Source organism: Caulobacter endophyticus (genome assembly GCF_003116815.1).
GTDB classification, from domain to species: Bacteria; Pseudomonadota; Alphaproteobacteria; order Caulobacterales; family Caulobacteraceae; genus Caulobacter; species Caulobacter endophyticus.
In genome coordinates, this window is sequence record NZ_QDKQ01000056.1 from 1 (window position 1) to 12,787 (window position 12,787).

Genomic DNA, 12,787 nt, shown 5'->3' on the forward strand with positions numbered 1-12,787 from the left:
ACCCTCTCCCGCCTTCCCGATACGCGCCTTGCGGCCCCGCTCGATGCGGTCCTCGCCACGCTTGGGCCGGTACCAAGAGCCCTCCCCATGGCGGGGACGGCTTTGATTATGGCCCAGGGCTGAGCGCGTCTGATAAGTTTGGGTGAGAAAGTTGCAAGGGATTGAGTTCGTTGGATTCTTTCACGAACTTACCGTGGATGGAGCCGCGTCTATCCCCGTGCGGCCCACAACTCCGTCCAATCCCCGCGAAAGCGGGGATTTTACGGGTGGGGGAAAACGGCCGACGTCTCAATTTCCCCTCCGGCCCTCCGGGCCGCCTCCCCCTTCAGGGGGAGGATCCTAAAGCCGCGCCACGGGGGCGAGGGAGATCCCAGGCCTAGATGTCACCGCCCATGTTCGGGGCCGCGCCCGGGGCGCGGGCGACGTGGATGCCGCATTCGGTCTTGTCCTGGCCCTGCCAACGGCCGGCGCGGACGTCGGCGTTGGGATCGTCGACCGGCTTGGTGCACGGCCAGCAGCCCAGCGACGGGAAACCCTGGGCGACCAGCGGGTGGGCCGGCAGCTGATGCTCGGCCGCGTAGGCGTCGAGCTCGGCCTTGCTCCAGTTGGCCAGCGGGTTGAACTTGATCTGGCCGTCGGCTTCCTCGACCACGGCCAGGCGCAGGCGATCCCCGCCATGGAAGCGCTTGCGGCCCGTGCACCAGGCGGTGAAGCCCTCCAGCGCCCGATCCAGCGGCAGCACCTTGCGGATATGGCAGCAGGCGTCGGTGTCAGTGCGCCAGAGATCCGACTTCGGGTCCTGCACGGCCAGGTCGGCGAAGGCCGGACGCAGGTCGCGCACGTCGGTGAGGCCCAACTGCGCGGCCAGGCTCTTGCGATAGTCCAGGGTCTGGCCAAACAGCATGCCGGTGTCGAGGAACAGCACCGGAATGTCCTTCGAGACCTGCGAGGCCAGATGCAGCAGCACGGCCGATTCCGCGCCAAACGAGCTGACCAGGGCCAGCTTGTCGCCAAAGGTCTCGTAGGCCTTGCGCAGGATGGTCAGCGGATGGGCGTCGCGCAGTTCGGCGTCCAGCCGCGCCGCCAGGGTCGGCGCGGCGTCGGTCTGGTCGTAGGCCATCAGAGAGCGCCTTCCTTCTGCTGCGCCCGCTCGTCCGCCGCGATCGGGCGGGCGTCGGCGGCGCGCTGATAGACATGGCGGAAGCGGGCCGCGGCCTTGGTCCAGGCTTCCGGCGTGGCGCCGTCGTTCGGCTCGAAAGCGTCGAAGCCGCAACGGACCATGAAGCCGGCCTGCTCCTGCAGGACGTCGCCCACGGCGCGGACCTCGCCCTCGTACCTGAAGCGCTCGCGCAGCAGGCGGGCCGAGGTGTAGGCGCGGCCGTCGCGGTACTTCGGGAAGGCCAGGGCCACCACCGACAGGCGCGGCAGGTCGTAGACCAGGGCCTCGACCTCCTCGGCCGGCTCGACGCGGACACCGACGCGACGGCTGTTGGACGACAGCAGCGTGTCGCCCTCGGCCTGGAAGCGGGTCAGCGACAGGATGACATCGCCGGCTTCCGGAATGGCGTCCTCGTCTGCGACGTGAACGAAGGCGTCGTCGGCCCACTGGGCCTCGGCGCCCGACAGCTTAATCAGCTTGGGCATAGACCGCTTCCTTGAAGGGTTCGAGACCGACGCGGCGATAGGTGTCGAGGAAGCGTTCCTCGCCCTGACGCGCGGCCAGATAGGTGTCGACCAGGGTGTCGATGGCGGGGGCGACCTTGTCGGCCGGCAGGGCCGGGCCGAGGATCTTGCCGATCGAGGCGTCTTCCGCGCCCGAACCGCCGAGCGAGAGCTGGTAGAATTCCTCGCCCTTCTTGTCGACGCCCAGGATGCCGATGTGGGCCACGTGGTGGTGGCCGCAGGCGTTGATGCAGCCGCTGATCTTGATCTTCAGCTCGCCGATCGTCTCGGCCCGGTCCGGGTCGGCGAAGGTCCTGGCGATGTCCTGGGCGATCGGGATGGCGCGCGCGTTGGCCAGAGCGCAGTAGTCGAGGCCCGGGCAGGCGATGATGTCGCTGATCAGGTCGATATTGGCCGTGGCCAGGCCGGCGGCTTCCAGCGCGGCGTGCACGGCCGGCAGGTCGTCGAGCTTGACGTGCGGCAGGACGAGGTTCTGGGCGTGGGTCACGCGCAGGTCGTCCAGGCTGTAGCGTTCGGCCAGATCCGCCACGACGTCGAGCTGGTCGGCGGTGGCGTCGCCCGGCGTCTGGCCGACGGCCTTCAACGAGACCTCGACGATGGCGTAACCCGGCTTCTTGTGCGGCTTGACGTTGTTGCGCGCGAAGCGGGCCAGGGCCGGGCTGGCGGCGCGGGCGACCTCGAAGGCTTCCGAGCGGGCCGGCAGGGTCTCGAACGGGGTCTGGGCGAAGGCGCCACGGATGCGGGCCAGCTCCTGGTCGCCCAGGTCGGCGCGGCCTTGATCGATCTTGGCCCACTCTTCCTCGACCTGGCGGCCGAATTCCTCGGCGCCCAGGGCGGCCACCAGGATCTTGATGCGGGCCTTGTAGATGTTGTCGCGGCGACCGTGGCGGTTGTAGACGCGCAGGACGGCTTCCAGGTAGCTCAGCAGGCTGCCGGCCGGCAGGTGATGCTTGATGGTCGGGCCGACATAGGGCGTGCGCCCCTGCCCGCCGCCGACGATGACCTCGAAGCCCAGCGAACCATCGCGGGCCCGGCGCAGGATCAGGCCGATGTCGTGCACCTTGACCGCCGCGCGGTCGGTCAGGGCGCCGGTGATGGCGATCTTGAACTTGCGCGGCAGGTAGCTGAATTCGGGGTGCAGGGTCGACCACTGGCGGATGACTTCGGACCACACGCGCGGATCGTCGATCTCCTCGGCCGTGGCGCCGGCATAGGGGTCGGCCGTGGTGTTGCGGATGCAGTTGCCGCTGGTCTGGATGGCGTGCAGGTCGACCTCGGCCAGGGCGTCCAGGATATCCGGCGCGTCCTTCAGCTTGATCCAGTTGAACTGGACGTTCTGACGCGTGGTCATGTGCCCGTAGCCCTTGTCGTAGGTGCGGGCGACCCAGGCCAGGCGGCGGGCCTGGCGGGAATTCAGCGAGCCGTAGGGGATGGCGACCCGCAGCATGTAGGCGTGGAGCTGCAGGTAGAGGCCGTTCATCAGGCGCAGCGGCTTGAACTGGTCCTCGGTCAGCTCGCCGGCAAGGCGGCGCGTGACCTGGTGGCGGAACTCGTTGGAGCGGTCCGTCAGGAATTCGCGGTCGATGACGTCGTACTGGTACATAGGGTCGGCCTACTTGCGGCGGATCAGGTCGACGCGGCCCGTGGAGCGGGCGGCGCCGGAAGCGTGACGGATGGCCTCGACGACGGCGCCGCCCTGGGCCTGCTTGCCGTGGAGAAGTTCATTGGTGGGTCCGAGCGCGCGGATGCGCTCGCGATAGCTGACGGGGGCCAGACCAAGACCTTCTACGGTGACGAGGTCGATCGGATAGGGATCGACGATCACGGTCGGAGCGGCCTTGCCGGAGGCTACGGCGGCCTCGACGGCTTCGCCCTGGTCGTCGTCGAACAGCTGGGCGTCGCCGAAGCCGTCCACCCACGCGCCCTCCTTCCAGAAGACGACCTCCCCGTCGATCAGGCGATTGGCGGTCACGGCTTTCATTGGCCCGAACTCACGTTTTGAACTTCGACGACGGCGAGCGTTGCGGTCTCGCCGGGAACTTTGATTTCGGCCATGGCCATGGCCTCGCCGACCATCAGCAGGGCCGGACCTTTAAGCCCCTCGGCGGCGGTCGCCAGACCGGCCAGGGTGGTCAGGATGCGGCGCTCGTCGGTGCGGCTGGCGTTCTCGACGATCAGGGCGGGCGTCGAGCCGGCGCGGCCGGCGGCGGTCAGGCGCTGGGCGATAAAGCCGGCGGTCGAGACGCCCATATAGACGACGACGGTCTGGTTCGGACGCGCCAGGGCGGTCCAGTCCAGGTCGGGTTCACCGTGAGCCGCGTGGCCGGTGACGAAGGTGACGGCCTGGGCGCTGCCGCGATGGGTCAGGGGCGCGCCGGCGCCGGCGCTGGCGGCGAGAGCCGCGGTGACGCCGGGAACCACGGTGCAGTCGATCCCCGCCTCGCGGCAGGCCGACAGCTCTTCGCCTCCACGGCCGAACAGGAACGGATCGCCGCCCTTCAGCCGCACGACCTCGAGACCTTCACGAGCGAGAGCGACCAGCAGCTGGTTGATGTCGTCCTGCGGCAGGGTGTGGCGCGACTTGCGCTTGGCCACGTCGATCCGGCGGGCCTGGGGCGCCAGGTCGAGAATCTCGGCCGAGACCAGGCCGTCATGCACCAGCACGTCGGAGGCCTGCAGGGCCTTCAGCGCCTTGATGGTCAGCAGGTCGGGATCGCCGGGACCGGCGCCGACCAGGGTCACGCGCCCCATGGCGCGCACGGCCTCGCCGCCGCTGAGCGCGACGAGACGATTGGCGGCGGTACGGTCCGGCGAAGACGCCATCCCAGGTCCTCTAACAGAGCGCGACGGACGCGCGAAAGCGGCGTGGGCCTAAATGGCCCCGCCGTGAAATCCAAACGAAATGCGGGACGAACCCTAGGGTCCGCCCCGCCTCGCGCTCGCCGATGAAAAGGGCCAATCCATCAGCGAACGCTTGCAAACTGGTCGCGGGCAGGCCAATTCGCAAACAAGGACTTCTGCCGGGGCGTTCAGTAAAACTCATGGAACGACAGACCGAACGGCGCCGCCTTCCGCCTCTCAACGCCCTTAGGGCTTTCGAGGCCGCGGCCCGTCACCTGAACTTCAGCCGCGCCGCCGACGAGTTGTCGGTGACGCCGGGCGCCGTCAGTCAGCAGATCCAGAATCTCGAAGACTATGTCGGCGCGGCCCTGTTCAAGCGCACGCCCAAGGGCCTGCTGCTGACCGACGCGGCCCAGACCGCCCTGCCCGCCCTGCGCGAGGCCTTCGACCGCCTGGCCGAGGCCGCGTCCCTGCTGACCGCCGCCGTAGACGGCCGCCGCCTGACCTTGACCGCCGCGCCCTCGTTCGCCGCCAAGTGGCTGGTGCCGCGCCTGGGCAAGTTCGAACAGGCCCAGCCGCAGGTCGACGTCTGGCTGTCGGCCGGCATGGAGGTCGTCGACTTCGCCGCCGGCGAGGTGGACCTGGCTATCCGCTACGGCTCGGGCCGCTATCCCGGGCTGGAAGTCACCCGCCTGCTGAACGAGACCGTGGTGCCGGTGGCCAGCCCGGAGCTCCTGGCCGATAACCCGCTGGAATCGCCCGAGGAGCTGGCCCGCCACATCCTGCTGCACGACGGCTCGCCGGACGCCGACGACTCGTGCCCCGACTGGGCCATGTGGCTGGCGGCGCGCGGCATCAAGGGCGTCGACGGCGCCCGCGGCCCGCGCTTCAACCAGTCGAGCCTGGTGATCGAGGCCGCCGCCAACGGCCGCGGCATCGCGCTCGCCAAGCGCACCCTGGCCCAGGCCGACCTGGACGCCGGGCGGCTGGTGATCCCGTTCGACATCGCCACCTCGGTGGACTTCGCCTACTACGTCGTCCACCCCAAGGCCAAGGGCCGCCTGCCGCAGGTGAAGGCCTTCGTCGGCTGGCTGAAAGACGAGGCCGCCGCCCATGAAGCGGCTCTTCTGACGATCGACAACGGGGCCGGCATCTAGGCTGGAACGGCGCAGCCAAACCGGCTTAAAGGGGCGCATGATCAAGACGACTCTCACCGTCGACGAGCGCCTAGCTCCCGCCGACTGCCAGACCATGCTCGACGTCCGCCAGGGCGTGGACGCTCTGGACCGGGCCCTGGTGGCTCTGCTGACCGAGCGCCAGGGCTACATGGACGCCGCCGCCCGCATCAAGGCCGACCGCTCCAAGGTGTTCGACCGCGCCCGCATCGAGGACGTGGTCGACAAGGTCAAGGCCGCCGCCCGAGAGGCCGGCCTGTCCGAAGCCATCGCCGAGCCGGTGTGGCGCACCCTGATCGACCGCTGCATCGCCTACGAATACGGCAGCTGGGACCGGACCAAGGGCTAGGCGTGACCAAGGAAGAGATCGACAAGCTCCTGGACGAGATGGCCGCCGAAGCCGCGGCCAAGGGCGACGACGACCTGCGCCCGGGGCTGCTCTACCTGAACGCCAGGCTCTACGGCACGCAGATCCGCACCGAGACCGTCTCGGCCGTTCGCGGCCAGCGCTATCGCGGCGTCCGGGTGTTCGTCGGTCGCGAGTACGACACCCGCGTCCTTACCCGCAAGGAGACGGCGGGGCTGGAGGTCGGGGCGTTCGAGGATCTGACGGAATCGATTCCGAATCCGACGTAGAGCCCTGCCCGCCTTCGCGGCGGCCGCTTCTTGTCGCGCCGGCGCCCTCGCGGAAGAGGCCGGCGGTGCGCCAGGTGATCGACATCAGTCCAGCCCCGTCTTGCCTTGGGCCCAGTAGGCCTTGGCGAGGATGCGCCTGGGCGCGACCGCCCGCCGCTTCAGCTCATGCCGAAGCTTCTGGATGGCGGCCGCCCGCCCCGTCAGCATGAAGGACGCGCCGGCTCCGGCCAGCGACGAGAACGCCTCGCCGATCGTGTCGAGGTGAGTCTCGTCGGCCGCCTTCCTGAACAGGGCCGCCCTCGACAGTCCCAATCGCTCCACGACGGCTTCGGCTTCCTTCAGGTCGCTCACCTCGAAGATGCAGGCCAGGCTTCGCGCGGGGTCATGCGCAGCCAGCGCGGCGGCCAGTCCGATCGAGGTCTCGTCGCCGAACACCACGAGCGGTCCCGCCAGATGCGCCGCGTTTAGCGAGGCTCGCGGGCCGAAGACGTCGCACTGCGCGCCCGGCGCCAGCGATCGCAGCCAGTCGCTGCCAGGCCCCTCGCCATGCGCATAGCCAAGGATGCGCGTCCGGCCCTGGCCGGCGTCCCAATCCATCGGCGTATAGGTGCGAGCCAGGAAGGCCGAGCCCATGGCGACCTGGATCTTCTGGCCGGGGGTCCAGGGCGCGCCCTTCAGCGCCGCCCCCTCCAGCGTGACGAGCCGGAAGCGGGCGCCCAGCGGCACACACGAAGCGATCCAGGCTGGCCGCATCATCAGGCGGATCAGGGTGCGGCCAAGGCGTCCGGGCGGCGCCTCGGTGCGTGTGCTTATCGTCATGGCCAGGACCGCTCCTTCTCGAAACGCCGAGCCGAGGCGATCTCGACTTGGCTGCAACGATCGGATAGCCAGAAGTGGAAATGGCGTCATTCCGAAGGATCGCCAGAATATTATCGAATTTCGCCATACGCGTCCGGAGCGATCCTTGCCCATCATCAGCGACCTGACGGCCAAGGAAGATTGGATCGAGCCCGACGAGATTCCCCGGCCGATCGTGGTGTTCGGCGCGATGATGGACGAGGTGGGCGACATCGAGCTGGACCTGCACCAGCACAGAAAGGGCCAGATCATCCTGGTTCAACGCGGCGCGCTGAGCTGCGAGGTCGAGGGCGGACTGTGGGTCGTGCCGCCCCGCAGCGCCATCTGGATTCCCGGCGGCGCGCTGCACGCGATCAAGGCCAGCGGCGCGCTGGAGGGCTACAACGCCTTCATCGATCCGCAGATGGGCGCGGACCTGCCCAGGACCTGCTGCGCGGTGTCGGTGACGCCGCTGCTGCGTGAGTTGCTGGCCCGGGCGGCGCACCTGCCCTACCTCTATGATGAAGCCGGCCCCAATTCTCGCCTGGTGTCGGTGCTGCTGGACGAGATCGCCGCCGCGCAGGTGGAAGACCTGCACCTGCCCATGCCCAGCGACCCACGCCTTCGCAGGATCGTCGACGAGATGATGGCCGCGCCTGCCGCGCGGGGCAGCCTCACGGCCTGGGCCAAGCACGCGGGCATGAGCGAGCGCACCCTGATGCGGCTCATCGACCGCGAGACCGGGATGAGCTTCGGGCGCTGGCGGCAGCAGCTGTGCGTGGTGCTGGCCGTCAAATGGCTGGCGGCAGGCGCATCGATCCAGAGCGTCGCCGCCGACCTGGGCTATGAGAGCACGCCCAGCTTCGTGACCATGTTTCGCAAGGCGCTGGGCGCGTCGCCGGGCCGCTACATGGCCGAACGCCACCCGGGACGCGCCTGAGACTATCCCTTCAGCGAGCGCAGCGCCTGCTCGTGGACGTAGGCGGCGATGTCGAGCAGCGCCCGGTCGAGGGCGGTCTTGACCTCGTCCAGGCTGGCCTGCCCGTCTTCGGCGCGCTGGCAGACCTCGCCCAGCGCATTGGCCCCGACGCCGCGCGCCGCGCCCTTCACCGTATGGACGGCGTCACGCCAGCCGGGATGGCTGGGATCCAGCATCGGCGTCCACAGCGCGGCCTGCTCGCGAAACAGGGCCAGCACCTCTTCGATCACCGTTGCGTCGCCCATCGCGAACCCTTCCAGGTAGGCGAAATCCACGGCTCCGCTGATATCTCGCCTGGCCATCGAAAAAGTCCTTGCGCTCTCAAATTCATTGCGTATGTTCCGCGCCTCGCCGCCGGGACGCTTCAGCGCTTCGGAATCGCGAATGGGTGTATAGCTCAGTTGGTAGAGCAGCTGACTCTTAATCAGCGGGTCCAAGGTTCGAATCCTTGTACACCCACCATTCTCCTCAATACTTGAACCGCTAAGAACTTCCCCCTCCGGGGAGGCGCTTTGGCGTATCTGCGTTTCGTCCGGGTGCGACGAATATATCCACACCTTCTTGTCTAAATCGGATTGCGCTCTCTGCGTCTTGGGGTATGTATCGCGCCTCGCCGTCGGGGACGCGAAAGCGACTTCGAAACGCGAACGGGTGTATAGCTCAGTTGGTAGAGCAGCTGACTCTTAATCAGCGGGTCCAAGGTTCGAATCCTTGTACACCCACCATTCTCTCTTCGATTTGTTGATCTGAAGCCGGATGGCCGCGAAAGCGGCCGGCGCCGCTGCTTCGTGCAAGCACACCAGACCTCAATCAACGATTGTCCGACTGTCGGGCGCCGCCATGGGCGGCCGCTTGCGGTGGCGTTTCACGCCTAGCGTCGCTGATCCTTTGCAACGGATCCGCGCCATGACCGCCGCCAAACCGCCCTCGCCTCACCGCCTGCCCCTGCTCGTCCACGCCGGCTATGGCGCGGGCCAGATCGCCGGCCAGGTGTTCCGCGACGCTCCGTCGCTGCTGCTGCTGTTCTTCATGACCAATGCGCTGGGTGTGGAGCCGGCGCTGGCCGGGGCGGCGATCTTCTTTCCCAAGCTGTTCTGGGGCCTGATCTCCGACCTGACCGTCGGCCTGGTCTCGGACCGCTGGAAGGCGAAGATTCCGCGCCGCCTGTGGCTGCTGGCCGGGGCCTTGCTGGCGCCGCTGGCGCTGATTCTGCTGTTCCACGTGCCGGAGGGCTCGCCCACCGCCAGCGCCGCCTACGTGGCCGGCGCTTTCAGCCTCTACATGATCGTGTTCGGGGCCTTTTCGGTGCCGTACCTGGCGATCGGCACGGAACTGTCGGACGATCCGAAGGAACGCACCGTGGTCATGGCCTGGCGGATGGGCTTCTCGGCCATCGGCCTCCTGGTCGGCAACGCCCTGGCGCCCGTGCTTGTGCAGACCTGGGGCGGCGGACGTCCGGCCTATTCGCAGATGTCGCTGGTGCTGGCTGGCGTCTGCGCGGCCAGCCTGCTGATCGCCTTCCTTGCCTCGCCCCGTCCGGTGGTCCAGGCCATCGCCCAGCCGGCGCTGCGCCTGAAGGCGATCCTCAGCGCCCTGACCGACAAGGCCTTCCGCCCCCTGCTGGGCGCCTACCTGCTGCAGTTGGTCGGCTCGGGCCTCGGCTACGCGGCGATGATCTACTTCCTCAGCTACAACATGGGCCGCAAGGACGCCCTGACCCAGATCGGCCTGATCGTGCTGGTTATGAGCGCCGTGGTCATCGCCGCCCAGCCGCTGTGGATCAAGCTGTCGGCCGCCTTCGGCCGCAAGCGGATCTACATCGCCGCCGCGCTGGGCCACGCCGTCGTCCAGGCGCTGTGGGGCGTGATGGCCGGCGCGCCGCTCGGCGCGATCTACGCCGTCGTCGTGCTGTTCGCCCTGTTCAACTCGGGCTGGAGCCTGATGGGCTACAGCCTGCTGTCGGACGTCATCGCCCAGGACGAGGCCGAGCATGGTGAGAGCCGGGCCGGCGTGTTCTCGGCGCTGTGGACCGGGGCCGACAAGATCGGCTTTGCTTTGGGCGGCACCCTGCTGACGGGTCTGGTCCTGTCGGCCTTCGGCTTCTCCAGCGCCCTGGCGGTGACCGGGGCTGCCCAGCCGGGCTCGGCCCTGGTCGGCGTGGCCGTGGCCTTCGCCTACGCCCCCGCGGCGTTCAACCTGGCCGCGGCGGCTCTATACGCGAAGTTCGGGAGGGCGTGAGGCCCCTCCCAAGGCAAAGGGGCCGACGCGATGCGCCGGCCCCTCGGTCCCGGACAGCCGCTGCGCGGCTTCCGGGATGACGAACGAAGCGGTTACTCGCCCACCTTCACCAGCGTCTTGCCAGTGTTGGCGCCCTTCATCAGGCGCTCGAACTGCGCCGGGGCCGACTCGACGCCCTCGCCCAGATCCTCGACCTGCACCAGGCGGCCCTCCTTGAGCCACGGCTCGGCGGTCTTCACCCACTCGCTCCAGCGCGGATAGAAGTCGTAGACCACCAGGCCCATGACGCTGGCGCGCTTGCCGACGATGGGGCCCAGGCCGAACTGCGGCGGCGGGCCGTCGGCATGGTGGTGGGCCGACAGGCCGCAGATCACCACGCGGCCGTAGGTCTTCAGCAGGCCGAACACCGAATTGAAGATCGGCTGGCCGACGTTCTCGAAGTGAACGGTGGGACCGCCGTCGGTCAGGGCCTTCAACTCGTCGACCCAGCCTTCCTTGCGATAGTCGACGGCGGCGTCGAAGCCGTAGCGCTCGACCACCTGCGCGACCTTGTCGGCCCCGCCGGCGATGCCGACGGCCTTGGCGCCGAGGATCCTGGCGATCTGGCCGGCCGTGCCGCCGACGCTGCCGGCGGCCGCGTCGACCGTGAAGACGTCGCCGGCGCCCACCTTGGCCAGCTGGGTTACGCCTGCCCAGGCGGTCAGGCCCGGCATGCCCAGCACGCCCAGGTGATTGGACACGCCCAGCGTCGGGTCGACCTTGCGGGCGAACCTGGCGTCCATCAGGCCGACCTGAGCCCAGCCGGCTTCGCCGATCACGTGGTCGCCCGGCGCGAAGTCCGGATGGCCCGAGGCGATGACCTCGGCCACGGCCGAGCCCGGCAGGGTCTCGCCGGGGGCCGGGCGCGGCTCGCCCATGTGCCGGCCGCGCAGGCGGGGGCCGAGATAGGGATCGAGCGACAGGTACAGCACCCGCACCAGCAGCTGGCCGGCGGGCGCCGTGGTCGGCGCGACGCGCTCGACCACTTCGAAATCGGCGGCGACGGGCACGTCCTCGAGCACGCGCTTGAGGACGACTTCCAGGGTCTTGGTCATGATCGATACGCTCCGGCGCCCCGGATTTGGGACTCTCGCCGGACCCTAGCGGCCGGGACGCGGTTACCGCGGCCGTCTCGTCGGATCCATCCGCCTGCCGGAGGAATGACCTCGCCGACCTCCTAGTGCGGCTCCTCGCCGCCGGAGACGTTCATGCTCTCGGCGGTGATGTACCTGGCCTCGTCCGAGCACAGGAAGGCCACCGCGTCGGCGGTGTCCTCAGGCTTGCCGGGGCGGCCCAGCGGGATGCGGGCGGCCATGGCGGCCAAGTAGGCCTCGACCGAGGCCGCGCCGGTGACCTTGGCGAAATACTCGTTCTGCCAGGCGCCGAGACCCGTGGTCACGTGGTTGGGGCAGACGTTGTTGACGGTGATCTGGTGCGCGCCCAGCTCGATGGCGGCCGAACGCGTCAGGCCGACGAGCCCGTGCTTGGAGGCGGTGTAGGCCTGGGCGTGCGGAAAGCCGGACTTCGCCGCCTGGCTGGCGATATTGACGATGCGGCCGCCCCTGCCTTGCGGGATCATCACCTCGGCGGCGGCCTTCAGGCCGAAGAAGCAGCCGGTCAGGTTGACGTCGATGACCGCCGACCAGTCCTCGGGCCGGACCTCCATCAGCGGCTTCATGATGTAGCCGATGCCGGCGTTGTTGACCCAGATGTCGAGCGAACCGTGGGTATCCACGGCATGGTCGGCCAGCGCCCGGACCTCGTCCCAGCGACGAACGTCGCAGGGTCGGATGCTGGCCGACCCGCCGTACTGGCGCAGATCGGCGGCGATCGCCTCCATCTCCTCGGTCCCGCCGATCATGCCGGCAGGCGTAGAAGGATCGACGGAGCGACCGATGTCGGAGACGACCACCGCCGCTCCCTCCTGCGCCAGGCGTCGTGCGATGGCCTCCCCCAGGCCTCCGCGCCGACCGGACCCGGTGACGACCGCCGTCTTGCCTCCGAAGCGTCCCGCCATGCTCAACCCACCTTCTCGGTGACGATGAAGGTGGTGTCGGCCAGGGCCTGGAACTCGGCGGCGATCGCCTGCATCGTTTCGCTCGACACGTCGGCCCCGAAGGCGTCCATGTCCGCGACGTCGATGATCTCCACGTACTGATAGGGCGGCGCAGCGTCGGTCCCGAGCAGGGCCGCCGAGCGGAAGACCTCGAACTTGTCGATGGACTTCAGGCCGTTGACGGTCGGCAGGTCGCGTTCCTTGGCCCAGGCCTCGTAATCGGCGACCGAGACGCCGGGCTTCAGGTTGAACAGGGCGACAATCCGCGTGACGGCCATCGGGCGCTCCCTCCGTTGCGGCTCT

15 protein-coding genes and 2 tRNA genes are annotated in these 12,787 nt (G+C 68.9%); 7 read left to right on the forward strand and 10 right to left on the reverse strand.

Annotated elements, in window-relative coordinates; all coding sequences use genetic code 11:
* Window positions 1–376: 376 nt before the first annotated feature.
* From DDF67_RS15620 to cobA, 5 genes are read right to left on the reverse strand one after another with little or no spacing between them, the layout of a single operon-like run.
* A complete protein-coding gene (locus tag DDF67_RS15620) occupies window positions 377–1,120 on the reverse strand; it encodes a phosphoadenylyl-sulfate reductase (protein ID WP_109101787.1) in 744 nt (247 codons plus the stop codon).
* Window positions 1,120–1,644, reverse strand: a complete 525-nt coding sequence (locus tag DDF67_RS15625) for a DUF934 domain-containing protein (protein ID WP_109101788.1) — start codon at window positions 1,642–1,644, stop codon at window positions 1,120–1,122. The genes DDF67_RS15620 and DDF67_RS15625 overlap by 1 nt, the downstream gene beginning before the upstream one ends.
* Window positions 1,628–3,286 (reverse strand): nitrite/sulfite reductase, encoded by a 1,659-nt coding sequence (locus DDF67_RS15630; RefSeq protein WP_109101789.1) that lies wholly within the window; start codon window positions 3,284–3,286, stop codon window positions 1,628–1,630. The genes DDF67_RS15625 and DDF67_RS15630 overlap by 17 nt, the downstream gene beginning before the upstream one ends.
* A gap of 9 nt (window positions 3,287–3,295) precedes the next feature.
* Window positions 3,296–3,664, reverse strand: a complete 369-nt coding sequence (locus tag DDF67_RS15635) for a DUF2849 domain-containing protein (RefSeq protein WP_109101790.1) — start codon at window positions 3,662–3,664, stop codon at window positions 3,296–3,298.
* A complete protein-coding gene (cobA, locus tag DDF67_RS15640) occupies window positions 3,661–4,506 on the reverse strand; it encodes a uroporphyrinogen-III C-methyltransferase (RefSeq protein WP_109101791.1) in 846 nt (281 codons plus the stop codon). Before cobA ends, DDF67_RS15635 begins: the two co-directional genes overlap by 4 nt.
* Before the next feature lie 218 nt (window positions 4,507–4,724).
* Here cobA and gcvA point away from each other — a divergent pair, with 218 nt between their 5' ends.
* Genes gcvA through DDF67_RS15655 form a run of 3 tightly spaced genes read left to right on the forward strand, consistent with a single transcriptional unit; the run spans window position 4,725 to window position 6,335 of the window.
* Window positions 4,725–5,681, forward strand: coding sequence for a transcriptional regulator GcvA (gcvA, locus tag DDF67_RS15645; protein ID WP_109101792.1), 957 nt, complete (start codon window positions 4,725–4,727; stop codon window positions 5,679–5,681).
* A 37-nt stretch (window positions 5,682–5,718) separates the two neighbouring features.
* Window positions 5,719–6,048, forward strand: coding sequence for a chorismate mutase (locus DDF67_RS15650; RefSeq protein ID WP_109101793.1), 330 nt, complete (start codon window positions 5,719–5,721; stop codon window positions 6,046–6,048).
* A 2-nt stretch (window positions 6,049–6,050) separates the two neighbouring features.
* Complete coding sequence (locus DDF67_RS15655) at window positions 6,051–6,335, forward strand: hypothetical protein (protein ID WP_109101794.1); 285 nt, start codon at window positions 6,051–6,053, stop codon at window positions 6,333–6,335.
* Window positions 6,336–6,419: 84 nt separating this feature from the next.
* On the opposite strand, the gene DDF67_RS15660 is transcribed toward DDF67_RS15655, so the two are convergent.
* On the reverse strand, window positions 6,420–7,154 hold the full coding sequence (locus tag DDF67_RS15660; protein ID WP_109101795.1) for a siderophore-interacting protein: 735 nt from the start codon (window positions 7,152–7,154) through the stop codon (window positions 6,420–6,422).
* A 145-nt stretch (window positions 7,155–7,299) separates the two neighbouring features.
* On the opposite strand from DDF67_RS15660, the gene DDF67_RS15665 reads away from it, so the two are divergent.
* Entirely contained in the window at window positions 7,300–8,112 is an 813-nt protein-coding gene (locus DDF67_RS15665; RefSeq protein ID WP_109101796.1) for an AraC family transcriptional regulator, read from the forward strand.
* Between the two features lie 2 nt (window positions 8,113–8,114).
* Here DDF67_RS15665 and DDF67_RS15670 read toward each other — a convergent pair whose 3' ends face one another.
* Window positions 8,115–8,453, reverse strand: coding sequence for an Hpt domain-containing protein (locus tag DDF67_RS15670; RefSeq protein ID WP_109101797.1), 339 nt, complete (start codon window positions 8,451–8,453; stop codon window positions 8,115–8,117).
* Window positions 8,454–8,537: 84 nt separating this feature from the next.
* Here DDF67_RS15670 and DDF67_RS15675 point away from each other — a divergent pair.
* The 3 genes from DDF67_RS15675 to DDF67_RS15685 all read left to right on the forward strand — a co-directional run bounded on the left by DDF67_RS15675 (window position 8,538) and on the right by DDF67_RS15685 (window position 10,389).
* Window positions 8,538–8,613: transfer RNA gene (locus DDF67_RS15675), tRNA-Lys, on the forward strand.
* A gap of 187 nt (window positions 8,614–8,800) precedes the next feature.
* Window positions 8,801–8,876 (forward strand) — tRNA-Lys (locus DDF67_RS15680).
* Window positions 8,877–9,057: 181 nt separating this feature from the next.
* The gene (locus DDF67_RS15685; protein ID WP_199229254.1) at window positions 9,058–10,389 is read left to right on the forward strand and encodes an MFS transporter; all 1,332 of its coding nucleotides are present in this window, start codon (window positions 9,058–9,060) and stop codon (window positions 10,387–10,389) included.
* A gap of 92 nt (window positions 10,390–10,481) precedes the next feature.
* Here DDF67_RS15685 and DDF67_RS15690 read toward each other — a convergent pair whose 3' ends face one another.
* The 3 genes from DDF67_RS15690 to DDF67_RS15700 form a co-directional block, all read right to left on the reverse strand.
* Window positions 10,482–11,483 (reverse strand): MDR family NADP-dependent oxidoreductase, encoded by a 1,002-nt coding sequence (locus DDF67_RS15690; RefSeq protein ID WP_109101798.1) that lies wholly within the window; start codon window positions 11,481–11,483, stop codon window positions 10,482–10,484.
* 122 nt (window positions 11,484–11,605) lie between these two features.
* Window positions 11,606–12,445 (reverse strand): SDR family NAD(P)-dependent oxidoreductase, encoded by an 840-nt coding sequence (locus DDF67_RS15695; RefSeq protein WP_109101799.1) that lies wholly within the window; start codon window positions 12,443–12,445, stop codon window positions 11,606–11,608.
* A 2-nt stretch (window positions 12,446–12,447) separates the two neighbouring features.
* On the reverse strand, window positions 12,448–12,762 hold the full coding sequence (locus DDF67_RS15700; RefSeq protein WP_109101800.1) for an REDY-like protein HapK: 315 nt from the start codon (window positions 12,760–12,762) through the stop codon (window positions 12,448–12,450).
* Between the last annotated feature and the right edge of the window lie 25 nt (window positions 12,763–12,787).

Bases quoted from the DNA above. Each gene is read 5' to 3' on its own strand.
- DDF67_RS15620 (WP_109101787.1), bottom strand. From the start codon at position 1,120: ATGGCCTACGACCAGACCGACGCCGCGCCGACCCTGGCGGCGCGGCTG.
- DDF67_RS15625 (WP_109101788.1), bottom strand. From the start codon at position 1,644: ATGCCCAAGCTGATTAAGCTGTCGGGCGCCGAGGCCCAGTGGGCCGAC.
- DDF67_RS15630 (WP_109101789.1), bottom strand. From the start codon at position 3,286: ATGTACCAGTACGACGTCATCGACCGCGAATTCCTGACGGACCGCTCC.
- DDF67_RS15635 (WP_109101790.1), bottom strand. From the start codon at position 3,664: ATGAAAGCCGTGACCGCCAATCGCCTGATCGACGGGGAGGTCGTCTTC.
- cobA (WP_109101791.1), bottom strand. From the start codon at position 4,506: ATGGCGTCTTCGCCGGACCGTACCGCCGCCAATCGTCTCGTCGCGCTC.
- gcvA (WP_109101792.1), top strand. From the start codon at position 4,725: ATGGAACGACAGACCGAACGGCGCCGCCTTCCGCCTCTCAACGCCCTT.
- DDF67_RS15650 (WP_109101793.1), top strand. From the start codon at position 5,719: ATGATCAAGACGACTCTCACCGTCGACGAGCGCCTAGCTCCCGCCGAC.
- DDF67_RS15660 (WP_109101795.1), bottom strand. From the start codon at position 7,154: ATGACGATAAGCACACGCACCGAGGCGCCGCCCGGACGCCTTGGCCGC.
- DDF67_RS15670 (WP_109101797.1), bottom strand. From the start codon at position 8,453: ATGGCCAGGCGAGATATCAGCGGAGCCGTGGATTTCGCCTACCTGGAA.
- DDF67_RS15685 (WP_199229254.1), top strand. From the start codon at position 9,058: ATGACCGCCGCCAAACCGCCCTCGCCTCACCGCCTGCCCCTGCTCGTC.
- DDF67_RS15690 (WP_109101798.1), bottom strand. From the start codon at position 11,483: ATGACCAAGACCCTGGAAGTCGTCCTCAAGCGCGTGCTCGAGGACGTG.
- DDF67_RS15695 (WP_109101799.1), bottom strand. From the start codon at position 12,445: ATGGCGGGACGCTTCGGAGGCAAGACGGCGGTCGTCACCGGGTCCGGT.
- DDF67_RS15700 (WP_109101800.1), bottom strand. From the start codon at position 12,762: ATGGCCGTCACGCGGATTGTCGCCCTGTTCAACCTGAAGCCCGGCGTC.